General features: G+C 38.7%; 21 protein-coding genes and 1 pseudogene. 10 read left to right on the forward strand and 12 right to left on the reverse strand.

Annotation, left to right across the window (positions count from 1 at the left end; all coding sequences use genetic code 11):
- Window positions 1-10 precede the first annotated feature (10 nt).
- The 4 genes from glpK to DVW83_RS01180 form a co-directional block, all read right to left on the reverse strand.
- The gene (gene glpK, locus DVW83_RS01165; protein WP_123862736.1) at window positions 11-1,507 is read right to left on the reverse strand and encodes a glycerol kinase GlpK; all 1,497 of its coding nucleotides are present in this window, start codon (window positions 1,505-1,507) and stop codon (window positions 11-13) included.
- Between the two features lie 113 nt (window positions 1,508-1,620).
- Window positions 1,621-3,081, reverse strand: a complete 1,461-nt coding sequence (locus DVW83_RS01170; protein WP_104660631.1) for a helix-turn-helix domain-containing protein — start codon at window positions 3,079-3,081, stop codon at window positions 1,621-1,623.
- A complete protein-coding gene (locus DVW83_RS01175) occupies window positions 3,071-4,369 on the reverse strand; it encodes an NAD(P)/FAD-dependent oxidoreductase (protein WP_104660632.1) in 1,299 nt (432 codons plus the stop codon). The genes DVW83_RS01170 and DVW83_RS01175 overlap by 11 nt, the downstream gene beginning before the upstream one ends.
- A 339-nt stretch (window positions 4,370-4,708) precedes the next feature.
- Entirely contained in the window at window positions 4,709-5,011 is a 303-nt protein-coding gene (locus tag DVW83_RS01180; protein WP_104660633.1) for a hypothetical protein, read from the reverse strand.
- Between the two features lie 169 nt (window positions 5,012-5,180).
- On the opposite strand from DVW83_RS01180, the gene DVW83_RS01185 reads away from it, so the two are divergent.
- The 3 genes from DVW83_RS01185 to lpdD all read left to right on the forward strand — a co-directional run bounded on the left by DVW83_RS01185 (window position 5,181) and on the right by lpdD (window position 7,766).
- Window positions 5,181-6,656 (forward strand): UbiD family decarboxylase, encoded by a 1,476-nt coding sequence (locus DVW83_RS01185; RefSeq protein WP_104660634.1) that lies wholly within the window; start codon window positions 5,181-5,183, stop codon window positions 6,654-6,656.
- 119 nt (window positions 6,657-6,775) lie between these two features.
- Window positions 6,776-7,336 carry a UbiX family flavin prenyltransferase gene (locus tag DVW83_RS01190; RefSeq protein WP_104660635.1) on the forward strand — a complete coding sequence of 187 codons (561 nt, stop codon included), beginning with the start codon at window positions 6,776-6,778 and terminating at the stop codon, window positions 7,334-7,336.
- A 10-nt stretch (window positions 7,337-7,346) separates the two neighbouring features.
- Window positions 7,347-7,766, forward strand: coding sequence for a prenylated flavin chaperone LpdD (gene lpdD / locus DVW83_RS01195; protein WP_104660636.1), 420 nt, complete (start codon window positions 7,347-7,349; stop codon window positions 7,764-7,766).
- An 83-nt stretch (window positions 7,767-7,849) separates the two neighbouring features.
- Here the strand turns inward: lpdD and DVW83_RS01200 are convergent, their stop codons facing one another.
- From DVW83_RS01200 to DVW83_RS01210, 3 genes are all read right to left on the reverse strand, one after another.
- Entirely contained in the window at window positions 7,850-8,137 is a 288-nt protein-coding gene (locus tag DVW83_RS01200) for a DUF1905 domain-containing protein (RefSeq protein ID WP_104660637.1), read from the reverse strand.
- A 201-nt stretch (window positions 8,138-8,338) separates the two neighbouring features.
- Window positions 8,339-9,049 (reverse strand): DUF4811 domain-containing protein, encoded by a 711-nt coding sequence (locus tag DVW83_RS01205; RefSeq protein WP_104660638.1) that lies wholly within the window; start codon window positions 9,047-9,049, stop codon window positions 8,339-8,341.
- Window positions 9,046-10,518, reverse strand: coding sequence for an MDR family MFS transporter (locus DVW83_RS01210; RefSeq protein ID WP_104660639.1), 1,473 nt, complete (start codon window positions 10,516-10,518; stop codon window positions 9,046-9,048). The genes DVW83_RS01205 and DVW83_RS01210 overlap by 4 nt, the downstream gene beginning before the upstream one ends.
- Before the next feature lie 137 nt (window positions 10,519-10,655).
- Between DVW83_RS01210 and DVW83_RS01215 the strand changes: the two genes are divergently transcribed.
- Window positions 10,656-11,135 carry a MerR family transcriptional regulator gene (locus DVW83_RS01215; protein WP_104660640.1) on the forward strand — a complete coding sequence of 160 codons (480 nt, stop codon included), beginning with the start codon at window positions 10,656-10,658 and terminating at the stop codon, window positions 11,133-11,135.
- 77 nt (window positions 11,136-11,212) lie between these two features.
- Here the strand turns inward: DVW83_RS01215 and DVW83_RS01220 are convergent, their stop codons facing one another.
- Window positions 11,213-11,752, reverse strand: a complete 540-nt coding sequence (locus tag DVW83_RS01220) for a PadR family transcriptional regulator (protein ID WP_104660641.1) — start codon at window positions 11,750-11,752, stop codon at window positions 11,213-11,215.
- 19 nt (window positions 11,753-11,771) lie between these two features.
- On the opposite strand from DVW83_RS01220, the pseudogene DVW83_RS01225 reads away from it, so the two are divergent.
- A pseudogene (locus tag DVW83_RS01225) lies at window positions 11,772-12,269 on the forward strand (phenolic acid decarboxylase).
- A 166-nt stretch (window positions 12,270-12,435) separates the two neighbouring features.
- Here DVW83_RS01225 and DVW83_RS01230 read toward each other — a convergent pair.
- Window positions 12,436-13,560: a class C sortase gene (locus tag DVW83_RS01230; protein ID WP_104660642.1), complete on the reverse strand. Its 1,125-nt coding sequence runs from the start codon at window positions 13,558-13,560 to the stop codon at window positions 12,436-12,438.
- Between the two features lie 236 nt (window positions 13,561-13,796).
- On the opposite strand from DVW83_RS01230, the gene DVW83_RS01235 reads away from it, so the two are divergent.
- A complete protein-coding gene (locus tag DVW83_RS01235; RefSeq protein ID WP_104660643.1) occupies window positions 13,797-15,449 on the forward strand; it encodes a hypothetical protein in 1,653 nt (550 codons plus the stop codon).
- 337 nt (window positions 15,450-15,786) lie between these two features.
- On the opposite strand, the gene DVW83_RS01240 is transcribed toward DVW83_RS01235, so the two are convergent.
- Both DVW83_RS01240 and DVW83_RS01245 read right to left on the reverse strand, forming a co-directional pair.
- Window positions 15,787-16,611 carry an endonuclease/exonuclease/phosphatase family protein gene (locus DVW83_RS01240; protein WP_104660567.1) on the reverse strand — a complete coding sequence of 275 codons (825 nt, stop codon included), beginning with the start codon at window positions 16,609-16,611 and terminating at the stop codon, window positions 15,787-15,789.
- 218 nt (window positions 16,612-16,829) lie between these two features.
- Entirely contained in the window at window positions 16,830-18,992 is a 2,163-nt protein-coding gene (locus tag DVW83_RS01245) for a PTS transporter subunit IIBC (RefSeq protein ID WP_104660566.1), read from the reverse strand.
- 280 nt (window positions 18,993-19,272) lie between these two features.
- Between DVW83_RS01245 and DVW83_RS01250 the strand changes: the two genes are divergently transcribed.
- The 4 genes from DVW83_RS01250 (at window position 19,273) to DVW83_RS01265 (ending at window position 24,340) form a co-directional block, all read left to right on the forward strand.
- A complete protein-coding gene (locus DVW83_RS01250; RefSeq protein WP_104660565.1) occupies window positions 19,273-21,567 on the forward strand; it encodes a glycoside hydrolase family 65 protein in 2,295 nt (764 codons plus the stop codon).
- Window positions 21,560-22,225, forward strand: a complete 666-nt coding sequence (gene pgmB, locus DVW83_RS01255; RefSeq protein ID WP_104660564.1) for a beta-phosphoglucomutase — start codon at window positions 21,560-21,562, stop codon at window positions 22,223-22,225. The genes DVW83_RS01250 and pgmB overlap by 8 nt, the downstream gene beginning before the upstream one ends.
- A complete protein-coding gene (locus DVW83_RS01260; RefSeq protein ID WP_104660563.1) occupies window positions 22,218-23,252 on the forward strand; it encodes an aldose epimerase family protein in 1,035 nt (344 codons plus the stop codon). The genes pgmB and DVW83_RS01260 overlap by 8 nt, the downstream gene beginning before the upstream one ends.
- A gap of 68 nt (window positions 23,253-23,320) precedes the next feature.
- Window positions 23,321-24,340: a LacI family DNA-binding transcriptional regulator gene (locus DVW83_RS01265; RefSeq protein WP_104660562.1), complete on the forward strand. Its 1,020-nt coding sequence runs from the start codon at window positions 23,321-23,323 to the stop codon at window positions 24,338-24,340.
- 478 nt (window positions 24,341-24,818) lie between these two features.
- Here the strand turns inward: DVW83_RS01265 and nhaC are convergent, their stop codons facing one another.
- Window positions 24,819-26,207 carry a Na+/H+ antiporter NhaC gene (gene nhaC, locus DVW83_RS01270; protein ID WP_104661213.1) on the reverse strand — a complete coding sequence of 463 codons (1,389 nt, stop codon included), beginning with the start codon at window positions 26,205-26,207 and terminating at the stop codon, window positions 24,819-24,821.
- Between the last annotated feature and the right edge of the window lie 186 nt (window positions 26,208-26,393).

Here is a 26,393-nt window from a genome sequence, read left to right on the forward strand (position 1 = left end):
TTCCCTCCCTTTACTCAAATGCTTGTGTAGCAGCGACTGCTTTTTTCCAGCCACTATATAGTTTTTCTCTTCGTTCTTCTGGCATTTCGACTTCAAACATTTTACCAGCTTCATAAAATTCTCTGATCTCATCTGTGTCTTTCCAGTAACCGACAGCCAAACCAGCAAGGAAAGCAGCACCTAATGCCGTAGTTTCCAAATTTTCCGCTCTTTGGATCGGTACATTCAAGATATCTGTCTGGAATTGCATCAAATATTCATTATTTGATGCGCCGCCATCTACTTTCAGCACTGGGATTTTGATTCCTGTATCATCTTGCATTGTGTCAATGATATCTCTTACTTGATATGCGATTGACTGTAAAGTAGCTTTGATGATGTCTTCTTTCGTTGTGCCTCGCGTCAAACCAAACATCGAACCTCTAGCAGCTTGATCCCAATATGGAGCGCCTAGACCTACAAAAGCTGGGACAACGTAGACTTCATCATCACTCGTGGAACGTTTCGCAGCTTCTTCCGAGTCACTCGCTTTTTGGAGCATTTGCAAGCCGTCACGTAACCATTGGATCGATGACCCAGCTACAAAAATACTCCCCTCAAGTGCATAGTAAACCTTGCCATTTATCCCATAACCGATCGTCGTCAATAAATTGTTTTTAGATAATTGCGGTTCTTCCCCTGTATTCATGACGATGAATGAACCAGTTCCATACGTATTTTTGACCATTCCTGGTTCAAATGCCATTTGACCAAATAAAGCTGCTTGTTGGTCCCCTGCCATTCCAGAAATTGGCGCTTCACTGCCATAAAAGTGATAACCTTGCGTGTAACCGTAAACTTCAGAATTCGAAGTTGGTTTCGGTAACATCACTCGTGGGATATTTAATAGATCAAGTATTTCTTGATCCCAATCAAGATCGTGGATATTGAATAGCATTGTTCGACTCGCATTTGAATAGTCGGTCACATGGGCTTGTCCATCTGTTAATTTCCAAACCAACCATGAATCAATTGTTCCAAAAAGTAACTCGCCTTTTTCTGCTCGCTCTTGCGCTCCTTCTACGTGATCTAGAATCCAGCGAATTTTTGTCGCTGAAAAATAAGCATCGATCACTAAGCCTGTTTTTTTATGGAAAAATTCTTGATAGCCTTCGTTTTTGAGGTTATCTGCAATAGCGGCAGATTGACGAGATTGCCATACAACTGCATGATAGATAGGACGGCCTGTGTCTTTTTCCCAAATGACAGTCGTTTCACGCTGATTCGTAATACCGATCCCAGCAATTTGATTCGGCTTAATTCCAGATTCAATAAATGCTCCCGCAATGACGGATTGAACAGAATTCCAAATTTCGTTGGCATCATGTTCTACCCAACTTTCTTTAGGAAAGAATTGTGTAAATTCCTTTTGTGAGCTGCCGATATGTCTCCCTTTTTTGTCAAAGATGATTGCTCGTGAACTAGTTGTTCCTTGGTCGATGGCCATGATATACGTTGATTCAGTCATTATAATCTCCTCCATTTTTGCAAACGTTTTCTTAATCTGCTTTTATCTTACACCCATTTATTTCAAAGAAACTGCCAAAAAAATAGCGATTTGGACTTTTTTTGACAGTTTTCTTAATTTTTAGCTTTTTTCTCTTGCTCAATTTTCTGTTTTAACCTTTTGATATCATAGTTTGAAGCAAACTCTGATAAATAATAATAGTGTTGATTTTGTTTTTCTTGATTAAAAGTGATTACTAGATCATAGGATTTTTCTGCACGCACATTTTCAATATCGATTCCACTGATCCCTTTAAGTTCTCTAAGTAAAAATTGTTGGAACGCAATTCGATAAATCGGCAATGTGTCGATATCGATCCCGATTTTGACAGACTTGGCAATGTAAAAATCGATCATCATCAAAACATTCGCATATTGGATCATCAAATATTCTAATTGTGTCTCGTCAAATTTTTTAGAAGAAAATTGTTCAATGGTTGTTTCTTTTAGTCGTTCTAGTAACTGACTGAGGGAGTGTCCTAACATCTTTTTTTGTTGTGCCAATAGATGTTCTTGATCGTAGATCAGCATATGCCCGTCAAAAAAATACAGTTCATTATTGATTTGCGCCAGTTGATAACCCACAGCCTTTTCTTCCTTTATTTTTAGACGTCTGGGCCGATAATGCCACAACATTGTTTCTCGGATATATGTATCCAAGACAGCAGTCGGCAGTTTTTTGCTACGCGTCAAATCATACTGATAAAAGCGTTCCTCATCTAATACTGCAAATGACACAAAAAAACTGTAGAACATGAGTGTTTCATAATTACTCAAGTCAGCCGCAGTTCGACTTAGATAAAGCGAAAGGACTGGATCAATCACTTGGTACAACCGATCGTTCTCATAAAGTATTTTTCTTGTTTTCAACGTTTTGAGCGTCGTTTTTTCACTCATTAGTCGTTTCCTCGTGATTCCTAACCAACAAGCAATTTTTATTGATGCATCCGCTGAAAAAGTTGTTTCTATCGAACGTTCCAAACCTAGGATCAATGGTCGTTTTTCCGGTGTATTCTGTAAGAAAAGAGGTCGTTGAGATTCTGGGATGAACTGAAAGAGGACATAATAAAAGTACCGAACTTGTAGTTCTTCCCCATAGATTTGTCCATTTTTGATTTGAAGAGAAAATTCTTTCAATAAATGATTCAATTCTTTGATTTTGCGAAAAACAGAAGATTCGCTGATATTAAATGCAGTGGCTAAACGAACGATCGATGCTTGTTGATGTTCTAAAAGATATGTAAGCAAATTGAATTTCAAACTTTGTTGAAGCAAGAATAGACATATCTGTTCTAAACTCGTATCATCACCTAACTCAAGGATAACTTGAAACCCTGTTCGTTTGACTTCTACTTTTTTGCGCATCATCGAGCCGATCCATTCAATATCTTCAAGGTACTGGTCAAAGGCTGATTTAGAAAGATTCACTTTCTCCCTTAGTTCACTGCTAGAGGCCTTGCCACCCTGTAACACAAGTTCTCTCAACAACAAGAGTTGTAACTGTTCTTTTTTTTCCAATAATTGTTCAATCTTCATGTTTGTCTTCAACCACCTTTGTAAAAGGGATCAGCATCCGATATTCCGGTTGGAAGAATAATTCGTGTTCCTCAAGTTGTTCCAATGTCCAGCTTTCTTCGATTGCTAGCGTAAATTGATCCAACAGATGGAAAATATTGCCTTTGCTTTGAAGCTGTGCACCAACTAACTGTTTCTGTTCATTTTGGATGATCTTGATCTTTACTAGCTGATGATTCGTAGCAGAAACCTGAGTTGTTAGATACTCTTTTGTGATTTGTTGGGGATAAAAAATACTTTCTTCTTCTGTTATCCCTACGCTTCCTAGAAAATAGCCAAACCAATGATTGCCCACTGGACGATAGGTACCCGGGTCTTTCGTTGGTTTACCACTGATCGTTTGACTAACGATATGTGCCGTGCGTATCGCATTATTCACCAGTGACACGTACATTTTTTCTTCTGTCGGACGAAAAGTCACCTGGATCGTGTCACCAATTGCGTAAATGTTTTTTGCCGAAGTTTGTAAGTAATCATCCACCCAGATCGTTCCGTCATCATTTAGTTTCAATTTTTCCTGCCAAAGTCGGTTATCTGGTCTTGTGTGGTTTGCCAATAAAACCAGATCATACCGTTCTTTTCGCTGATCCGTAGTGACTGTCACTGACTCAGATTCCACCAATGATTGGACCTGCTCGTTCAAGAAGACAAGAATCTTTCTTTTTTCCAGTTCTTCACGCAACGTAGCAACCATTTCAGGATCAAAATAGCGGAACAACAAATTTTTTCGGCTTTCATATAAGTGGATCTGCTTATTTTGACCCACCAATCCTTCCGCCAGTTCAATACCCACCTGACCGGCACCAATAATAGCTACCTTTTGTGCTTGTGCGATTTTTTCTTCTAAAGGTTCCTTTAAATGAGCATCTCTCACCGAACGAATCAATTCGCTTTCTGTACTGCTCGTTTTAAAATGCTGGTTGGACCCTGTAGCGATGACTAAGTGATCAAAAGTCAACTGGCCACCGTTTTGCAAAATAAGCGTGTTCGTCGTTGTTCCTAACGAAGCCACTTCTGTATTGATTCGCACATCCACATTGTAGAACGCTTCCATTTTTTCTTTTGTCATCCAGTAAAGTTGCTTTTCCTCAGTGATTTCTTTTTTCAAAAGCAAGTTGATTCCACTGGGGATAAATCCTATCTTCGCCTGTTTTTCAATCAATATGATTTCACTATCCGGACAATGCTTGCGCAGTGCCATTGCAGTGTGGATTCCTGCAAAGGAACCACCAACGATCACGACTCTCATTCAATTCCCTCTTTTCTAACACCCTAATTGAAGGATATCATGTAACAGCAAATGTTTCAAAAAATGTACTCAGTAACCGCTGAATTTCCCTCTATCACAAAAGATGAAGCAAACCTGAAAAATACTCACATACCAAAAACACCGGAGTTATTCCAAAAAATAAAGTAAGACGAACAATCTTTTTCGTAGTAAACGTCAGATTGTTCGTCTTTTTTTTAGCACTCATATCCTTAAATAGGCTATTTTCCCCCGTACACTTTACCAGGATATTTTACCTAACTTGTTACTTCTCAAAAACGTTATGTACTTCTTCCACCTCCTGACTTTCTAACTCATTCACTATAACTCTGCCATTGAGCTGCTTCCATCACGCCACAATTTTTCTGATGCATAACGATCCTTTCCATTTAGAACCACTGTTCCATCATCTTCAATAGTGATGTTCGAACCAATCCACATATTTTGACTAACTGTTAACAGAAGTTTTCGTTTCCCTTTACCATGTTTTCCGAATTGTAAGGAATCTGTCATATCTCCGACCCAGTGTGTACGTATGAATTTCGTTGAGCCATCCTCAAATTTAACTTTTAAAATATTCACTAGATTTTCAGCACGTACTGCTTTTGGAAACTGTTTCGTCATTTCCTCTCCATCTTTTTGTAATCGTTTTCTTTTAATTATATCACAGACTAGCGAATGATAAAAATACGTATCTATTCCACTATGGAATAGAAATATTCATAACTTGAATTGTTTCACTGCCCTAAGGCTCGTACTATAAAGAAGGAAAGAAAAAAAGGAGGAAATACAAATGACAGAACAACCCTATGACTTAAGAAAAGTCATCGAAGAACTAAAAACTCTTCCTGGACAATACCATGAAACGGATCTTGAAATTGATCCAGAAGCAGATTTATCTGGTGTATATCGCTATATTGGTGCTGGCGGTACGGTCAAACGTCCCACACAAGAAGGACCTGCAATGACCTTCAACAACATCAAAGGCTTTCCTGAAAAACGAGTAAACATCGGAACAATGGCTAGCCGCAAACGTGTTGGTCAAATCTTACACCATGATTATCGTACATTGGGACGCTTCTTAAAAGATGCCGTTGAGCATCCCCTTAAACCTGTGAAAGTAGACAAAGCGGATGCCCCTGCACAAGAAGTTGTCCACCTTGCAACAGACGCAGATTTCGATATCCGCAATATTTTGCCTGCTCCAAAAAATACACCCAAAGATGCTGGTCCATATATCACAATGGGCGTTGTTTTAGGTTCTGATCCTGAAAAAACAATGAGTGATGTAACTATCCATCGCATGGTTTTGGAAGATAAAGATACAATTGGCATGTACATCATGCTTGGCGGGCGTCACATCGGCCATTTCCAAAAACAATTTGAAGAATTGAATCAGCCAATGCCTATTACGATCAATATTGGATTAGATCCAGCGATTACCATCGGAACAACTTTTGAACCACCTACCACTCCTCTTGGCTACAATGAACTATGGTGTGCAGGTGCTTTACGTAATGAACCCATTCAACTCGTTGACGGTGTTGCAGTAAACGAAGTCGGAATTGCCCGAGCAGAATTCATTATTGAAGCAGAAATCATGCCTAACAAAACAATGCAAGAAGATATCAACACGAATTCAGGAAAAGCAATGCCCGAGTTTCCCGGTTATACAGGTGATGCAAATCCGGCAGTGAATGTCGTTAAGGTAAAAGCCATTACTCACCGCAAAGATAATCCAATCATGCAAACAATGATTGGTCCAAGCGAAGAACATGTTTCTATGGCATGCATCCCTACTGAAGCAAGTATTCTAGCACTTGTGGATAAAGCGATTCCTGGCAAAGTCGTCAATGTTTACAATACACCAGCTGGAGGCGGCAAATTGATGACAATCATGCAAATCCGCAAAGAAAATGAAGCTGACGAAGGAATCCAACGCCAAGCAGCGATCCTTTCGTTGTCCGCCTTCAAAGAATTAAAAACAGTTATTTTAGTTGATGAAGATGTTGATATCTTTGATATGAACGACGTTATGTGGACATTCAACACTCGTTTCCAAGGAGACAAAGATATCATCGCAATTCCTGGTATGAGAAATCATCCACTTGACCCTTCAGAGTTACCACAATACAATCCTGGCGTTATACGCTTCCGCGTGATGAGCGCAAAAACAATCTTCGATGGCACCGTGCCATTCGACATGAAAGAGCATTTTATTCGTGCACAATTCAAAGAAGTAGATAACTGGAAAGACTATTTAAATTAAGTCTGATGATACGTCATTTAAGAGTCCTTACCGATTGGTTCTTTCTCATTGATCTTGTTTGATGAGAGAGCCGATTGGTATTTTCCTTTAATACTAAAAAATAGAAGGGAACGATCCAAATGAAAAAGAAAAAAATCGTGGTTGGTGTAAGTGGCGCCTCTGGTATCATTTATGCAATCAATTTTGTAAAAAAATTAAAAGAAAACCCACTAGTCGAAACACATGGTATTATCAGTACTTGGGCAAAAGAAAATTTAAAATTGGAATCAGATATGACGCTTCATGAATTTGAAGACCTATTTGATTATCATTATTCGAACAAAGACTTAGGAGCAGCTGTAGCAAGTGGTTCTTTTTTAACAGACGGCATGGTCATCGTTCCTGCGAGCATGAAAACAATTGCAGGTATCTCTATTGATTTAGGAGAGAATCTGATTGTTCGCGCAGCAGATGTGACATTGAAAGAACAAAGAAAATTAGTCCTCGTTCCTCGAGAAACGCTGCTGAATGCGATTCACCTAGAAAATCTAACAAAATTAGCACGTCTTGGCGTTCAAATCATTCCACCAATTCCTGCTTTTTATAATCATCCTGAAACGATCCAGGACCTTGTGGATCATCATACAATGAAATTACTAGATCAATTTGGTATCGAGAATGATACCTCAAGACGTTGGTAAGGTGAATAAGATGGAGAAAATCAAACAATTTTTAGTCACACAAGAAGCTTTTACGATGCAAGCGAATGTACAAGTTATCGGCAAAGATTTACTGATAACGATTACTGGTGGCAATGTAGCGCATATCGGGACAGTCACCACTTTTTCTAAAGAGATAAAAGCGCAAACGATTCGTTTCCCTAGCCATGATGGTCGCTTCCATAAAAATGATGTCTTAGCACAATCGCTCCTTGCTATCATTAAAGATGAACTACCAGGGAATTGCGTTATCACTTCAGGTGTCCATGTCGACCACATTACGAATGCACAGATCCATACCTCTTTTTCCATGGCAGAAAGTTTGGGGCAGCGAATTTTAGCTTGGATACAGAACCACCATTTCGACAACAAAAAACCTCTTTATTATACCAATGGAGAAAAACCATCCTAACTAAAAATAGATTGGCACTAGCAGACCAAAACAGAAATACTGACTGTTCAGTTGCTTACCAATCTGTTTTTTATTTTACAGTTTTATTCTCTCTGCTCTATTGTTACATTTACACGATCACCGATGTCTTTTCCGATTTTCTTGCGAATGTCTTTTCGAATACCTAAAATATAGCAAATACTGCCATCTTCCCTTTTCACACCCATATTCACAATACTACCTTCATATGAAACTCCATCAAACATTGCTTGGACTTTGACTCGTCCTGCGCCAAATTCTTTTCTGATGTCATAAGGAAAAGCAACGTATGCGCCTCCCTTACCAACTTCCGAAGAATAAATAAGTGATTCAAAAGAATATGTTTTTCCCATTGCTTTCTCCTACTTTTTTTATTTTAGTATACCAAAAAAAGAGATAGATCATCGCTCCCAACGCTAAAGAACGGATCTTTGAAGTATGAACAAAAAAGCCGAACCATTCATAATAACTTTCGTTATCTTTGAAATGATCCGGATTGTTTGTTGAAACTTTGAAGTAGTCCCTCTTTTTGAATTGTACCTTTTGTTAAGAGATTACTCTCCTTTAGCTTCTTTTACTAATTTCGCTAAAGCTTGTTTTTGATAATCTGCGGCTAAGTCTTTTGTTAATTTTGCTTGTTCTTCTTGACTCATCGTTGGATTTTCAGTCATCGCTTTAACAATACCTTCTTGCACATAAGCTTTAGCATCATTTGCAATTGTGCTTTGTTGTTGTTTCACTAGTTCAGCCAATTTTGCTGCTTGATCTGTACTTAATTCGATCCAGTCCGCTGGAATCTTGAATGTATTGACACGTTTGTCGTATTCATGATTGTTACCTGCTAGATTGAACCAGAATTTGTACATGTCATTCTTATATTCCCAATAAGTGGTTTTCGATACTTTCTCTGCTTCACCACTTGTTTGTTCTACTTTATTTGTTTCATTATCGGTACCAGTCGCTTTTGGTTTCTTTTGATCTTCATCGGTGCGGTAAAGATAAACCTTTTCTGTTCCATCCCCTAAGGCTTTATATAAAAGCATATTGGCATTATCAGATTTTACACTAGAAACGATTTTCGTTGTTTTTGTTTCTGTTACTCTTTCCATTCCGAAGTGGTTAGAAAGGTTAGCAACAATCAAACCCAATGAGGCAACAAAAATCAAACCAAAAACCAACGATAGGAATGTTTGCCATGATTTTTTTGCAAATACATTTGTAGCTGCAAAGGCGATTAAACTAATGATCAATACTGCGATTATCATGCTTTATCCCCCGCTTTCGTTTGAACAGGTTCTTTTCTCTTCAATGCAAAGGCAATCAAGAAGCCGATGATTCCAAAAACGATTGCTACAATGAAGGCTGCATGGTAGCCAGATAATGTCGCATTGATTGCTTGATCTTTATAAGCTAAAGGTGTGCTATTCAATACTGATTTATCTGGAAGGTTGTCTTTTGTCACATTCGTCAATACGCTGATCAAAATAGCTGTACCGATCGAGCTGGCAATTTGGCGGAACGTATTGTTTACTGCCGTACCATGACTAATCAATTTATTTGGTAAAGCATTCATACCAGATGTAGTAACTGGCATCATAACCATTGAGATACCGAACATGCGGATTGCATAAAGAACGACGATATATAAGACTGGTGTTGTTTTTGTTAGGAATGCAAACGGCGCTGTCGCAGCGGTTAAGATGAACATCCCGATAATCGCTAAACGTTTTGCTCCATATTTATCAAAAATGGCTCCAGTAATCGGCATCATTGCCCCCATGATCAAAGCACCTGGCAATAGCATCAAACCAGAATGGAATGCTGATTCACCACGGATATTTTGGATATATAGAGGTACAACCATTTCAGCACCCACCATGGCCATGTTTGTTACTCCAGCCAATATAGCCGCAATTGTAAAGGTAGACGATTTGAATACGCGTAGTTCCAAGAATGGATTTTCCAAATGAAGTTGGCGCCATGCGAATAATGCAATAAATACGACACCTACGATCAAGAAACCAATTACTTTGGCACTGCCCCAACCAGCGTCACCAACACTTGAGAATCCGTAAAGCAAGCTACCGAATCCAATAGTTGAAAGAATAGCTGATAAAATATCGATACTTGGATTAGATAGAGGAATCACGCTTCTCATTAAGAAGAATGCCAACACTAAAACTAAAACGACGATTGGTAAAACCATACCAAAAAGATCACGCCAATGATAATTATCAATGATGTAACCTGATAAAGTTGGGCCTAAGGCAGGTGCTAGTCCAATAACGATCCCTGACATCCCCATTGCCGACCCTCTTTTTTCTGGTGGGAAGATGGATAACATAATGTTTTGTAATAAAGGCATCGAGATCCCTACACCACATGCTTGGATCAAACGTCCAATCAATAATGTACTGAAGTTTTGTGCAACAAAACAAGTAATTGTTCCAATCAAGAAAATGGACATAGCTGAAAGATATAAGTTTCTTGAACTAAACTTATTGATCAACCAAGCTGTGATTGGAATCATGATTCCGTTAACTAATAGGAATCCGGTTGTAAGCCATTGTACGCTTGAAGCAGAAATATCGAAAGCTTTCATCAACGTAGGGAAAGCTGTTGTTAATAATGTCTGATTCAAAACCGTACAAAACGTACCAATCAATAAGACAACGACTAAAAGTGTCCGATTATATGGTTTGCCGTAAATATCTATGGGTTGATTTTCACTCATATTTCTCCTTCTTTCTGAATTTTTTCTGAAACTACTAGAATACTTTAGTCCTATTTTTTATGTTTGTCAACCTACTTGACACACAAGTTAATGAAAGTATAATAGAGGAAACAGGAAGGACAAAAGGAGTGACTAAAATGGTTGGTGCTTCTCTCAAACGATTGTTAGAAAATGATCAATTACTAGTCGGAATTAGTGAATTAAGTGAACTCGTCGGGGTTTCTCCTCGACAATTACGTTATTGGGAACAAAAAGGATTGATAGACTCCATCGCAGCAGATAGCAATTGTCCTCGAAAATATCGTTTGCCAACGGTCGTAAAAGTTGAAATGATCAAACTTTATTTAGATGAAGGCTATACTTTGATGAAAGCCGCGGAAAAAGCAACGATCCGTCAAAAGAAAATGCATCACGTCAGAAAGGTTTTCTCTAAAGCAATCAAGGAAATCGAGTTGATCGATGAACGTTATACCGTCCTCTTGATTGGAGATTTCAAAAAAGAAGATGCACAGGTCTATATCATTCATGATGAAGAAACAGATGAACTAACGTATAAAGTTTTGCCTGTGGGTGAAAAAACAGATGTAAAACAATTGATAACTGACCTTTATTCATAGAATTCAAAAAAAATGTAGTTGATGGCCTAGCCTTCCTCCAGTTGTTGGATGTGGCTTTCTCATCAGCTACATTTTTTTCATTTTTCTTCTAATACACTGGTCAACCAATTGGTATATTCTGTTTCACGATTGATTGCATGTGAAAGAATCAGATAATGCCCGTAGTTCTCATGTTTTTCCTTTTCTGTAGGGAATATCACTGCTTTTCGTGCTAATAGGTGGACACGCTTTTCCTCATGGAGATCTCTTTGCTGTTCAATGATCTCTCTCAGTGCCGGATCATTGACATCTTTAACAAAGTACAGCTTTAACACAAATTCATCCCGATTGACTGGTAATTCATTCGTAGGTGTATGGATCCATTCGTTTAATAATATTTTTCCTTCTTCTGTTAATCGGTAAATCTTTTTTTCCAATTTCATACCAGTTATTTCAACTTCATGTTCGATGATTCCCCGTTCTTCCATTTTTGCCAGTTCTGGATAAATCTGACTATGCTTCGCTTGCCAAAACTCACCGATTTCATTTTTAAATGATCGATTCAGTTCATATCCTGACATGCTTTTCTTGCTCAACAACCCTAATAAAATATAGCGCAATGTGTTTTTCCTCGCCATCAGTCTTCCTCCTTGAAAAATTATTCAATTTATCTACACATATGACAACGGTTGAGAATATGAATGGTATGCAAAAAACGACCATACTGTCGATTACCGTATCCATGGTGGGATGGTTAAAGGACGTTGGGTCAAAGATCAGGAAGCTGACATCGTAAAATTAACTGATGGGGTATTTAAAATTACTTGGACTGAACCAACAGGTACAGATGTTGCATTAGACTTTATGCCAAATGAAAAGAAATTACACGGCACGATATTCTTCCCTAAATGGGTCGAAGAACACCCAGAAATCACTGTAACTTTCCAAAATGAACACATCGCTGAAATGGAAGCTGCTCGTGAAAAATATGAAACTTATCCAAAATTATTGGTACCAGAATTTGCCACGATCACTTACATGGGCGATGCTGGCGTAGATAATGAAGATGTCATCAGCGAAGAACCTTATGAAGGTATGCCTGCAGATATCCGTGAAGGCAGATACTTTGACGAAAATTACAAACGTGTGAAATAAGCGATTATGTAGTGTGGTTGGATCAAAAATAAAAATCACTTTGATCTTACCACTCAAAAAAGGGCGAGCACAGAAGTTATCTCTTCTGTTCCTGCCCTTTTTTGCTTTTCTGACTTGATTGTCAGGATCCCACCAATCAAGTCAGTAAAAGTTTAAGATTACTCATTTATTCTTTGATCTGATAGCGATTCGTTTCATTATCCAAAGTCCTTGTTCTTTTGTGTCGTTTTATAAATAACATCTGTTGCTGGTTCAAGCATGTGACTCCAAATTTCACTCGTTGGTTTGGTTCCTCCATAGGAACTAGCCAGTAAGAATCCCCCTTAAGCTGTGTAAAAGTAAGCTGACCTTTTTCATTCGTAACCCCGTCCAAAGGAACGCCGTGTTGGAGGACTGCTTTTTTCTTTTTCATGCAAAAACGTTGATTGCCTATCGGGATCCCTTTCTTATCCAAGAGTATGAACGTAAAATCAAATAGACGTTTCTTCAACAGGAAACGATACACTGTACGAAAAATACTATAAATGATCATTCCAACAAGTAAGGCAACTCCTAAAAGAATCAATAGCTGGATCAATTGACTTTTTCTCGCTCCATCATTTTCTATTGCTTGGACTTCTTCATTATAAGGAACTCGTTCACCAGTGACTAATAAACGATGCGAATTGATCATGTACGGTGTACAAGTCAACAGCGTGACGATATCCTTCCCATTTTCCAGCTTGATCCCAGATGTATCATCAGGTTCTACTACTTGGATAGTGCTAACTTTATATGCTAACTTTTCTCCCAACACAGTTAAAATAAAAAGATCTTCTTTTTTTAACTTTCCTAAATCAGTGAATAGTCGCCTCGTTGAGAAACCACTGTGAGCAGAAATCACAGAATGGGATGGCACACCTCCCAATGGAAAAGAAGTGCCCTGTAATACACCTGCTCCCTTTTCAAGAACTCGCTGGTTCAAGGTATCATATAATGCAACATTCACGTTGATTTTTGGAATGTGGACTGCTCCGATAAGCTGGGCAGATGAATGTGTATCGGTCAATTGATTGTCAAAGGGATCAACACCGGGAGCCAGACCAGCTTCTACCTTTTGTTGATTTTCTTCTTGCATCTGTGCTTTTAATTTTTCTTTTTTCTTTATAGATATTTGTTGTGCTTGCTCGATTCTTTTTTGATCGATAAAACCGTTCAGCGAGTCGCTATAGAATGGATAGAGGGTGATCAACAAACCTATCAACATACATATTAGCAAGAACACCTGAAAGACTAATCTTTTTTTCTTCAACTCAGACTCACCTTCATCCCCCTTTTTCTTTTATTATAAATGTCTAATGGATAAATGAAAACGAAAAGCCGATTCTTATTTTTTATTGATAAAAAAACACTTCTTCTCTGTGCAAATTCACTTGGTAATTTCCTGTAACATTCATAAGCTTTTTCATATATTTTCTAATTTCTTGCCTCAATTTTCCGTAAGCTTTATGATAAAGCTAACTAATCTATAAAAAGGAGTATGAAAAATTGAAAAAGTATGTTCCGTATTTGACAATTTTGCTTTTCGCAATTTTATTTATTCTGCCAAATATCCTTACACATAAGTTAGTTATTGGAGCGGATGCTCCATTTCACTACAATCGGTTCTATGATGCAGCCGAACAGTTCGCCAATTGGGATTTCCATTATTTCCCTTCAATGTATGGATTTCAACAAAGTGGACGGATCGTAAATGCTGTCTATGGTCCATTATTTGCTTATTTCCAAGGATTGATCGTCTTACTCTCAGGTAGTTGGTTCCATTACCAAATTTTATCTAATTTTATTCTTTTCCTGATTTCTGGGTGGTCGATGCTGACTTTACTAAAATATGTTCACGTCAAAAACTGGGTAAGTGTGCCTATTTCTGTTTTGTTCATGACAACTTATTCGATCCAATATTGGGCTGTCAATCAAGGCTTTACTAGTTGGGGTACTTGTTTTTATCCCTTATGTATGATTCCAATGGTGGATTTTGTTGTCCACCGACGCTTTCCCGTTCTTAAGGTCACTGCCTCGATTGCATTGATGACTCAGATTCATTTATTGTCTTCTGTGATGCTGTCACTGATGTATGTTCCTTTTTATCTTTACTATTTCTTTGATCAGAACGAAAAAGGAAAGGCTTTGCTGCAATTAGGAAAATCAGTCTTGCTCTATTTCGTGTTGACTGCGAATATTTGGGGTGGTTTAGCCCTAGTCTATAGCGGCAACAAAATACTGCCACCTTTCGTGAATCGTGAGATGAGTCAAAAAGCAATCAACTTGGATGGAAGCTACTGGTTGACCTATCCCAAAATCTTCTCATTGATTCTATTTATTGGTTTCTTATTATTCTTACTGTTTCGACGTAGATATGATCCTTTCACTAAGTTACTACTTCGTTCAAGTATCGTTTTTTTCTTACTATCAACGAGTCTGATTCCTTGGACCACTTTAGTAGAAAAACAGGTGCCTTTTATCAGCTTGATCCAATTTCCATTTCGCTTTTTTGTGCCGTTTACGTTACTCTTCTTACTCTTTTTGGCACTTGCACTGAATCAATGGGAAAAGAAAACGTGGTATCGGGCACTTAGCGTATTGTTTTTACTGGTTGCTTCAGCCCAAACGCTTCAAAACTTATACAAACATTTAGACAGATGGGAATCTGAGACGTTTGTCAGCCGTCACACTTATTTATTCGATACACCAGAACAAGCCAGAAAAACATTTTACAGCCAAGACATGTCAACGAGCTTATTCGTCTTCCAAAAGACAACACCTGATTATTTACCGATTTATAAAGACACCACAGCCAATAAATACGATCGTTACAATGAAGAAATACTAGAAGGTGAAACAACCTTCATCAAAACACACCCTGACGGACGTTTAACGATCAAGTGGAAAAATAACGGTCAGAAAACAGTCCATTTACCAGTCATTGTTTACGACCGTACAGTATTGTTGCAAAACGGCAAACCTTTGACAGATTATGAATTGACAGACATCGGTACGCCAATCGTCAAACAGCATAATGGTATCAATGAGATCACCTTATATTATGACTTGCCGCTCTTCTTTTATTTCATCCTTGGGTTGACCTTCATTGGTTGGCTGGTTTTTTTCATCATGTTTATTAGGAGTCGGATACATTCATAAAAAAAATGAGGTCGAGACAAAAATCGTTTATGAGAAATTAGAGAAAAAAGAGCATGGGACAAAAGTAAGAAGCATTGTTGTCTCATTCTTTAAAAACGAATAAACGGTGGGAGCAGAAGCAACTCCTTCGGAAATAAGAAGAAATTCACAAAAATTTGAAAAGCAATTTTCGTGAATTTCTTCTTATTTCTCGGAGTTAAACACTTCTGTCCCAGCCTCTTTTTTTTAATTTCCGAAAAACCTGCCTTTCGGACGTCGTTTATTCGAGAGTCTGTAGCAAACCTGATTTTTAGATTTGTCCCACATTCTTATTGTGATAATATTCCTTCGTTTCTCTTCACTCCAACGTGACTGCTACTCCATAATGATCACTGACAATCGGGCCATTTTCCCCATCGAAAATACGTTGATAACTTGTAACAAAACAATCTTGTGGTACATAAATATAGTCGATACGTAGCCCCTCTTTATTGTTTTCCCAGCCATCGATTCTCTTTTCGATCGTTGCTTCAGCTTGTTTTTTTTGAGCGATTGGATAAGCATCATGAATAGGCAACTGACTTTTTGCCACTAAATCGTACCCACTGCTTTCAGCAGGATTGTTGAAATCCCCTAATAGATACAGTGGTGTTGAAAGGGGCGCTAAACTTGCTTCTAATTCTTTCCACTCAAATGCAAATCCGCTTTTTTCATCTGCCCACCAAGAAAAATGACAGCTTGCTACAGTAATACATTGTGTTTTGACAGAGGTTTGACCCACTAATATTTTTCGAGTATGGTAATCCTCTTTTTCTTTTGTTTCGGAGACTAGGTACGTTTGACTAATTAGTGGTTGTTTGGAAAGAAGCGCATTGCCTTCCTCATAGATAGCATAGCCGATATGACTCATTTCCCAACTCCAATAGTAAGTTTCACCTTGTTCTGCTAAGAGCTGGATCAAGCAATAGGCAAAGTTATCCGAGCGGACAGTCGTTTGTTCCTGTACCTGACTAAAATTCTTCAGCTGCTCACTAGTTAGTCGTTTTGCGTCCATCGTTTGATTGACTTCTTGCAATGCGATCACATCATATTGTTCATGACAGATTTTTTGAGCGATCTGTTTTAATTTTTCTCGTGGTTCCTCTTCTAACCAGCTATGCGTATTCAACGTCATTATTTTCATATAATTCTCCTTCTTAATGGGATGGGTCGAAACATTGCTCCCACCTTCTGAATCCATATAGATATAGGTAGAGACCCCAAAGTAGTTCATTCAAAAAATAAGCCAATAATCCCTGAAATAGGAAAAGCAATTTCGGGATTATCGGCTTACTTCTAGGAGTTACACACATCGAACATATTCTTTCGATATGAAATACACGCATGAACTTCTGTGATTCTTTACAAGTTTATTTTCCCGATCACTGTTCCTCGTTCAGTGTCTCCTAATTTATTGATGGTCAGCCCATTGACTTTATCATCTGTAAAGACTACTATGATCGTCGTTTCTTTCCCTTCGTTCTTGATTACATCTAGATCCATCTGAGCAATCGTAGTTCCTGCTACTACTTCTTGGCCTTCAGAAACTAAGATCTCAAATGCTGGCTGGCTCATCTGAACAGTATCCAGTCCCATATGGATCAAAACTTCTGCTCCTTCTGCTGTTTGCATGCCAATTGCATGCTTGGTTGGGAAGACACTCACGATTTTACCAGAAAGTGGTGCCGTCACTTCACCAGTGGCAGGAATGACAGCAAAGCCATCGCCCATCATCTTTTGTGAAAAGACTGGATCATTCACATCTGTTAAAGCAATTACCTCGCCAGTTGCTACAGTGAATAATTCTTTTTCGATACCTAAAACATGTTTCTCTTCATTCTCCTCATTTTTATTTGTTGCCTCAACTGTTGGCTCTGGAATATCAGCACCTGATTGTAGTAAATCTTCAATATCCGATTTCAACACATCAGCTTTTGGACCATACACGGCTTGCACACCTTTGTCCTTAATGATCAAGCCCATCGCTCCAGCGCGTTTCCATTCTTCTTCTGAACCGACTTTCCCAGGATCCTCGACGCTGACACGTAAACGAGTCATACAAGCATCTACATCCTTGATGTTTTCTTTTCCACCTAACAAATGGATGATCTTAATGATTTGTTGATCTGCATTAGTTGCAGAACCTGAAGTCGTTTCTTCACTGTCGTTATCATAGTTCCCATTACGTCCTGGTGTAGCATAATTGAATTTTTTGATCAAGAAGTTTGCCACAAAATACGTAAATACTCCAAATAATATGACACAGATAACAAAGTTGAGCAAGTCGATACCTAATCCTGCTTTGATCGCTAATGGTGTACGTGTCAATAGTTCAATGTTCCCAAATGAATGGACACGTAAAGGTAGAATATCTGCCATTGCAAAAGCTGCCCCTTGGATCACGGAATAAACAATGTAAAGAGGTACAGCTGCAAACATGAACATGAACTCTAATGGTTCGGTTACACCTGTTAAGAAAACTGCAAGTGCTGCTGAAAAATACATTGATTTATATTTAGACTTTTTGTCTGGATCAACATTACGGTACATCGCTAGTGCTAATCCCATCAAGATACCGGAAGAACCAATCATTTGCCCCACTTTAAAACGAGCAGGTGTCCAGTTGGTCAATACGAATTCATATTGTGACATATCGCCGGCGCCTTTCAAGTTGACCAAATCAGTCGCCCACGCCAACCATAAAGGATCTTGTCCAAATACTTGTGTTCCCGCTTGCGCACCAGATAAGATCTCATAGGTACCACCTAACTGCGTATAATTGATTGGGATCGTCAACATGTGATGTAAGCCAAATGGTAGCAATAGACGTTCCAATGTGCCATATAGGAATGGTGCTAAAATCGGAGCGCTTTCTTTTGACTCTGCGATCCACAATCCAAAGTTATTGATTCCTGCTTGGACATTCGGCCATACAATAGCAAGAATCAATGCAACAATCGTTGACCACAAAATAACTACAAAAGGAACAAATCTTTTTCCATTAAAGAACGATAATGCGTCAGGTAATTTACGGTAATTGTAATATTTATTATAGGCCATCGCTCCAACGAACCCTGCAATAATCCCAACAAATACCCCCATATTTAGCGCTGGTGCTTCTAATACACTGGTAAAGAACCCTTTGACCATGATTTTCGTGCCAAACAAGGTATGCGTAAATGCGTCTTCATTTGCCAACATCTCATTAGTCACATCAAAAATAGCCCCTGTGATCCGATTGATCAATATAAATGAGATGCCCGCAGCGAATGCTCCCCCTGCTCGTTCTTTTGCCCAACTACCACCTATTGCTAGTGCAAATAAAAGATGTAAATTTCCGATAATTGCCCAACCAATATTTTCGATCACGCCACCCGTTGTAACTAAAGGTGCAAGATCAGGATTGATCAACGGAATCGATTTACCGATACTGATCATCAAACCTGCCGCTGGCATAACTGCCACAACGACCATTAAAGCCTTTCCAAATTTTTGCCAAAACTCAAAGCTAAATATTTTTTTCATTTCCTCGTCTCCTTTGTGCAATCGGTTTCGTTGTTAGTTATTATAGCGTGTGTTTCTTTTTTTGTAAATGCTTTATTCCGTATTTTTATGCTTTTCCTTCAAGTATTCAATTGTTCTTTATACACTATTTCTGTCCATATTATAGTAGTAAATATTGATATGATCACTTTTACTTTGTTTTTTCATCCACTTCAAAATTTAATTTCACTTTTCTAGTTGACTTACGCAATCGGTTGCGTTTATTATGGACGTATAAACGACAATGTCTAGGAGGAGAACAATGAAACAAATTAAACGGTTATTTCAGATCGATCCTTGGAAAATCAGCACGAATAAATTAGATAAAGAAAATTTACGATTGCAAGAATCATTGACCAGTATCGGTAACGGATATATGGGTATGCGCGGAAATTTTGAAGAAGCATATTCTGGTGATCATCACCAAGGAACCTATTTAGCAGGTGTTTGGTACCCTGACAAAACACGTGTTGGCTGGTGGAAAAACGGCTATCCTGAATATTTTGGAAAAGTAATCAATGCAGTCGATTTTATCGCTATGGATCTTTTTATCGATGATCAGCTGATTGATCTAGCTACACTTACTACTGAAGATTTTTATTGGGAATTAAACATGAAAAACGGTGTTTTGACACGTAGTTATACAGTCACTACCCCTTCAAACAAAGTTCGTCTTTCATTCGAGCGCTTTTTAAGTATTGTCAAAAATGAAGCCGCTTATATTCGCTTAGCCATTGAAATGTTGGAAGGAAATGGAACTGTAAAAGTTATTTCTAAGCTAGATGGCAATGTCCAAAACGAAGACAGCAATTACGATGAACACTTTTGGAATGACATCGATCATGGCGTCAAGGAAGAAATAGCGTACTTAACGACTAAAACGATCCCGAATAATTTTGAGATCGAGCAATTTACAGTGACTGCCGGGATGCGCCATTACGTTGATGGAAAATTATATACGCCAAGCTACCAAGAGGGCACCTTAGCAATCGAAGGTTCATTCACCTTTGACTTAGCAGAAAATGAAACACTTCTAATCGACAAAGAAGTATTGGTTTTCACAAGCCGAGATATCCCTGAAGCGCAACAAGCGACACATCTCTTTAAAGAATTCAACGAATTGAACGTTCACTATTCCCAAGCAAAAGAGGAGCAAACAGCCGCTTGGTCTAAACGATGGGAATTGGCAGATGTAGTCATCGAAGGAGACGATGAAGCACAACAAGGAATCCGTTTCAACCTCTTCCAGCTATTTTCTACTTATTATGGCGAAGATGAACGTTTGAATATTGGACCAAAAGGCTTCACTGGCGAAAAATATGGTGGTGCAACTTACTGGGATACTGAAGCCTACGCAGTACCTCTGTACCTCGCTTTAGCGAAACCTGAAGTCACTAAGAATCTCTTGAAGTACCGTCATAACCAATTGCCACAAGCAATCCATAATGCACAACAGCAAGGACTAAAAGGCGCGTTATATCCAATGGTCACTTTCACAGGTGTCGAATGCCACAATGAATGGGAAATCACCTTTGAAGAAATCCATCGAAACGGCGCAATTGCCTACGCTATTTATAATTATACTAACTACACTGGCGACATCGACTATTTAAAAAATGAAGGTTTAGAAGTCTTGGCAGAAATCGCTCGTTTTTGGGCAGACCGAGTCCATTTTTCTAAACGAAACAATCAATATATGATCCACGGGGTTACAGGACCGAACGAATATGAGAATAATATCAACAACAATTGGTACACGAATACGATTGCTTGTTGGGTACTACGTTACACACGAGAAAATTATTTGAAGTTCAAAGAAGAGAGCACTGCTAAAATCAGCGACGATGAGTTGGGACATTGGCAAGAAATTGCTGAAAATATGTACTTCCCAGTAGATGAAGAATTAGGGATTTTTGTTCAACACGATACTTTCTTAGACAAAGATCTCAAACCAGTAGCGGAACTATCCGCAAGTGAATTGCCATTGAATCAGCATTGGTCATGGGACAAGATCCTTCGTTCTTGCTTCATTAAACAAGCAGACGTTTTACAAGGTATCTACTTCTTCAATGATTCATTTACAAAAGAAGAAAAACAACGCAACTTTGATTTTTACGAGCCAATGACTGTCCATGAGTCTTCCCTATCTCCTAGTATCCATGCTATCTTAGCTGCTGAACTAGGCATGGAAGACAAAGCCGTTGAAATGTATCAACGCACTGCTCGTTTAGATTTAGATAACTATAACAATGATACAGAGGATGGCTTACACATCACTTCAATGACAGGAAGTTGGCTTGCTATCGTACAAGGATTCGCGCAAATGAAGACAGATCATGAACAATTAAGATTTGCACCATTCTTACCTAAAACATGGTCTGCTTATTCATTCCATATCAATTATCGCGGCCGCTTGTTATTTATCGCCGTTTCAAATGAACAGGTAACATTGGATCTCTTATCTGGCGAAGCTTTACCGCTAGAAGTCTACGAAAAAGCGTATGTGCTTACTGGTCATTTGACTATTCCATTACGAGAAGGTGAAGCGAATGTTTAAAGGTGTATTATTCGACTTAGATGGCGTCATTACAGATACCGCTGAATTCCATTACCGTGCTTGGAAAAAGCTAGGTGATGAGATCGGTATTCCCTTCGATCGGACATTCAACGAACAATTGAAGGGTGTAAGCAGAGAAGATTCTCTGACTCTCCTTCTTGCTCATGGAAAAAAAGAAGAGTACTTCTCAAAAACAGAATTTCTCGAATTAGCGAAAAGAAAAAATGATTATTATCTTGAAATGATCCAATCGATCACACCAAAAGATGTTTTTCCAGGAATTTTAGAATTATTAAAAGACTTACGGGCAAACAATGTCAAGATTTCACTAGCATCTGCAAGCAAAAACGGCCCTTTCCTACTTGCCAAGATGGATTTAGAAAGCTACTTTGACGCGATTGCTGATCCAGCAAAAGTCGCTAATGGAAAGCCTGCACCAGATATTTTTCTACTTGCTGCGAAAGAAATCGGTTTGACCCCTCGTGACTGCATCGGAATCGAGGATGCAAAAGCTGGAATCGCTGCTATCATCGCTAGTGGTGCGCAACCTATTGGCGTAGGACGTTCAGAAGATCTTGGGGAGGATATTCCAATCGTACCTGATACAGCTTCATTGACTTTCGATTACTTGAAAAAAACGTGGCAGCCAAATGCCTGAACCTTCTATTTCAGTGACCCCTATCCCCAACACTGAATTAAAAAAAATCACATTGAAGAACGACGAATTGACCGTCGTTCTTCTAAACTATGGTGCTAGAATTCACCAAATCTTTGCTCCAGATAACAAAGGACATTTAGAAAACGTCTTACTTTCTTATGATGAACTTTCAGATGTTTTAACCGATGAAAGTTTCTTTGGAGCCACAGTCGGTCCCGTAGCAGGCAGAATCCGAAATGCTACGTGGGGGAATCATCAACTTGAAAAAAATGCCGGCAACCACCATATCCACGGAGGAACAAATGGATGGTCTTTCCAATACTGGGATGTCGAAGTGTTCAAAAATCCACAGTCGATCGGCGTTGTCTTTTATTTACAAGACACTTTTTCCGATTATCCTGGACCTATCACTGCAACGATCACGTATCAGCTAACTGCGAATAGCCTGGAAATGATCACAAAAACGAACAGTCCCGTCGAGACGATCTGCAATCCAACCAATCATGCCTATTTCAACCTTTCTGGGAATGGTAAACGTGACATTGATACACATGAACTAGCCGTCCAAGCAGAAAGTCTATTGGTATTAGATGAAGATAAACTACCAACAGGCGAGCAAATCACTCAAGCGGATTTACCGATCAATTTCAAGAAACCACATACAATCGAAGAAATTCTCAACGCTTATCCAGAAGGACTTGATGACGTTTTTGTTCTTACTACACCGAAACGTTCAAAAAAGGTGCTGTGTCTTTCAGAAAAACAATCTGGACGCCAGTTGTCTATAGCAACAACAAATAGAAGTGTGGTATTGTTTTCTACGACTGGTTTTGAAGCTGATTTTATGATCAACGGGAAACATATGCATTCAAACTATGGTTTAGCCATCGAGCCACAAGAATTTCCGGATCTAGTCCATTTACCCGAACTCGGTTCGATCGCTTTGTACCCTGGCCAAGAAAAGGTCAATCATACGACCTATCAGTTTACTATTTTACCGAATGAACAGATCGCAAATACTCAATAGTTGCTTGTCTTGATTACGAATAGCTCAGAAAAGAAGAGATTTTTATTTAGAAGAAAGGTGTTTAAATTATGGCAATTACGGTAAAAGATGTTGCAAAAAAAGCGGGAGTAGCTACCTCTACTGTCTCACGCGTCATCAACGACCATCCAAGTATTTCCGAAGCAACCAAAAAGAAAGTCCGAAAAATCATGGATGAACTTGGCTATGTACCGAATATCACTGCTAGAAATTTAGGTAAACGGGTTTCTAGTGCCATCGGCGTGATATTGCCGCCACTTGATTCTAAAGAACGAATCGGTAATCCCTTTTACTTAGAGATCATGGACGCAATCAACGAAGAAGCACGTCACCACGACATGACAACAGCCATTGCAACAGCAAAAAATTTTGATGTCTTATTAGAAAATGTCCAAAGAATGCACTTACAAAAACAAGTCGATGGCTTTATCTTAGTGTACTCTGATAGCGAAGACCCAGTCATCGATTATTTGTATCAAAACAAGATTCCCTTCACCCTGATCGGTCAACCTTATCAGCATGAAAATGAGATCATCTACGTTGATAACGACAACCAACTATTGGGAAAACAGGCAACTGATTTTCTTATCCAAAATGGACATGAACAGATTCTTTTCGTTACGAACACGACCCACGAAAGCCTCTATTTCGAACGCTATTTCGGGTATCAAAAAGCGATGATGATGGCTGGGCTAGATGTTCATCCTAGCGTTGTGATCGAAAAGGCAGAAGACTATCTATCCTTTGACACTATCTTAAAAAACACCAGTGCTACAGCACTTGTGGTAATCGATGATATTTTTGCACTTCGCACGATGCAATTAGCGCAAATGTACGGTTATCTTATTCCAGAAACCTTATCGATCATCAGTTTCAATAATTCGATTTTTTCTACACTGACTCATCCTTATCTCACAAGTATCGATATCGATATTTCCGAATTAGGGCGAGTAGCCATGCAAAAATTACAAGAATTGATCCATAACGAAATCAGTAGTGGCGTGCGCCTAGTCATCCCTCATCACTTGATTAAGAGAGAAACAGTTGTGCCACTGACCCCCAAGCAATAACTGGTAGAAATTGAAATGAAAAGATAGAATAACCAAGAGATGAGATCGAGACAAAAGTCGTTCAGGTTTGAGAAATCGGAGAAAAAAACGAGGCTGGGACAGAAGTAAGAAACACTTTTGTCTCATTCATTAAAAATGAATAAACGGTGGGAGCAGAAGCAACTCCTTCTTAAATAAGCCGAAATTCACAAAAATTTGAAAAACAATTTTCGTGAATTTCTTCTTATTTCTCGGAGTTAAACACTTCTGTCCCAACCTCTTTTTTGAAATTTCCGAAAAGCCTGACTTTTGGACACCATTTATTCGAACGTCTGTAGAAAGACTGATTTTTAGATTTGTCTCGACCTCTCTCTTAATTTATAGTACCCATGCTTGTACATATTTTCTTTAGTTTTAAAAATAAAAAAGGAGCCAAGTCACCCAACTGACTCAACTCCCTAAATATAAGTAACTACCGCAGCAACAATAAATTACTTTTCTATCTTAGTTTACTCCTATTCTGGCTCTTTTCCTTCTTATGATTCAATAAGAACCCGCCAATAATAGTGAAAATTGGCGCCAAGATCGCAAAGAACGCGAATGGTAAATACTGTAACGCACTGACTTTCATCGTACCCATGATAAATGTGCCACTTACTCCCCATGGCACTAATGAATTGACAGTAGCACCTGCATCAGCCAATGTTCGCGTCAGATATTTTTTATCTAGACCGCTTTGCTCAAAGGAACGTTTGAATGTTTCTCCTGGCAAAATAATTGAAAGATATTGTTCCCCGACGATAAGATTGATCCCGATACAGCTTAAAGCTGTAAAACCAATCAAGCGTGATGGACGATCCATCTTTTCTCGTAATTCTTGGACAATCGTCTCTACGATCGTATATTTGATCAGCAATCCTCCCAATGCGAGAGCCAGTAATATCAAACTTGCAGAACTAAGCATACTCATAATGCCACCTCTAGAAAGCAACTCATTGATTTTTGGATCTGCTGTTTGGGCAACATATCCATTCATCAAAATATTGGCTACTCCTTGGATCGTCAATCCAGATTGGTGGATAAATGCCAAGACAATTGCCGTAGCCGAACCAGTGAGCAGTGTTGGGATAGCTGGTATTTTTTTGATTGCTCCACCGAATAAGACAAGCAATGGAATCAGTGTCCATGGAGAAATCCAAAAACCAGCTTTCATATTTTGGATCATCTCAGTAATTGCTTGAAGATCAGCTGTGTGACTACTATGGCCAAGAAAAATATAAAATAACATAGAAATCAAAAACGCTGGTAAGTCGGTATACCGCATTCCGGCAATGTGTTCAAATAAATTGACTTCACCGATCCCAGCAGCTAAGTTTGTCGTATCAGATAACGGTGAACAATTATTTCCTAGAAACGCTCCAGAAACAACAGCACCGGTTGTCATCGCATCATTAAAACCTAAAATATGTCCTATACCTAAGAATGCGATCCCAATCGTTGAAATCGTCGTGAATGAGCTGCCAACTGTGATACCAACGATCGTACAAACTAAAAATGCCGTTGGTAAAAAGAAGCGGACAGAAATCAATTGGAATCCATAAACCATAATTGTCGGAATGGTTCCAGATAATATCCATGAAGCAACTAAGACACCGATTAAAAGAAAAATCAAAATCGGGATGATCCCTGGTGTAATCCCTTTTACAATTCCGTCATGGATGTCATCCCAAGAGAATCGTCTAAACCGACCATAAAATAACAAATACATAAAAGCTGTAAGTATCGGGATATGTGGGGATAATTGAAAACCAATAATCAATATACCCAATATCGCTAGCAATACAACTAATACAGCTATACTCTCTTTTAACGCTATTTTTTTATTCACTGTACGTCTCCCTCTTCTAATAAAAAAGTCCCTACCACGAAAAACAGGGTGTTCTTTTGGCAGGGCAGCTTTGCAACGAACATCATCTGAGAACGAGTATAAATTCACTCTCTCGTTACAACTAACTGATAGTTGAAAAGGTATTGATGTATAGAAAAGAAGATTGAACAAATCGGCTAAAACGAA

This window comes from Enterococcus sp. VV15, assembly GCF_005236045.1.
GTDB lineage: Bacteria > Bacillota > Bacilli > Lactobacillales > Enterococcaceae > Enterococcus_B > Enterococcus_B durans.

Bases quoted from the DNA above. Each gene is read 5' to 3' on its own strand.
- glpK (WP_123862736.1), bottom strand. From the start codon at position 1,507: ATGACTGAATCAACGTATATCATGGCCATCGACCAAGGAACAACTAGT.
- DVW83_RS01170 (WP_104660631.1), bottom strand. From the start codon at position 3,081: ATGAAGATTGAACAATTATTGGAAAAAAAAGAACAGTTACAACTCTTG.
- DVW83_RS01175 (WP_104660632.1), bottom strand. From the start codon at position 4,369: ATGAGAGTCGTGATCGTTGGTGGTTCCTTTGCAGGAATCCACACTGCA.
- DVW83_RS01180 (WP_104660633.1), bottom strand. From the start codon at position 5,011: ATGACGAAACAGTTTCCAAAAGCAGTACGTGCTGAAAATCTAGTGAAT.
- DVW83_RS01185 (WP_104660634.1), top strand. From the start codon at position 5,181: ATGACAGAACAACCCTATGACTTAAGAAAAGTCATCGAAGAACTAAAA.
- DVW83_RS01190 (WP_104660635.1), top strand. From the start codon at position 6,776: ATGAAAAAGAAAAAAATCGTGGTTGGTGTAAGTGGCGCCTCTGGTATC.
- lpdD (WP_104660636.1), top strand. From the start codon at position 7,347: ATGGAGAAAATCAAACAATTTTTAGTCACACAAGAAGCTTTTACGATG.
- DVW83_RS01200 (WP_104660637.1), bottom strand. From the start codon at position 8,137: ATGGGAAAAACATATTCTTTTGAATCACTTATTTATTCTTCGGAAGTT.
- DVW83_RS01205 (WP_104660638.1), bottom strand. From the start codon at position 9,049: ATGATAATCGCAGTATTGATCATTAGTTTAATCGCCTTTGCAGCTACA.
- DVW83_RS01210 (WP_104660639.1), bottom strand. From the start codon at position 10,518: ATGAGTGAAAATCAACCCATAGATATTTACGGCAAACCATATAATCGG.
- DVW83_RS01215 (WP_104660640.1), top strand. From the start codon at position 10,656: ATGGTTGGTGCTTCTCTCAAACGATTGTTAGAAAATGATCAATTACTA.
- DVW83_RS01220 (WP_104660641.1), bottom strand. From the start codon at position 11,752: ATGGCGAGGAAAAACACATTGCGCTATATTTTATTAGGGTTGTTGAGC.
- DVW83_RS01240 (WP_104660567.1), bottom strand. From the start codon at position 16,611: ATGAAAATAATGACGTTGAATACGCATAGCTGGTTAGAAGAGGAACCA.
- DVW83_RS01245 (WP_104660566.1), bottom strand. From the start codon at position 18,992: ATGAAAAAAATATTTAGCTTTGAGTTTTGGCAAAAATTTGGAAAGGCT.
- DVW83_RS01250 (WP_104660565.1), top strand. From the start codon at position 19,273: ATGAAACAAATTAAACGGTTATTTCAGATCGATCCTTGGAAAATCAGC.
- pgmB (WP_104660564.1), top strand. From the start codon at position 21,560: ATGTTTAAAGGTGTATTATTCGACTTAGATGGCGTCATTACAGATACC.
- DVW83_RS01260 (WP_104660563.1), top strand. From the start codon at position 22,218: ATGCCTGAACCTTCTATTTCAGTGACCCCTATCCCCAACACTGAATTA.
- DVW83_RS01265 (WP_104660562.1), top strand. From the start codon at position 23,321: ATGGCAATTACGGTAAAAGATGTTGCAAAAAAAGCGGGAGTAGCTACC.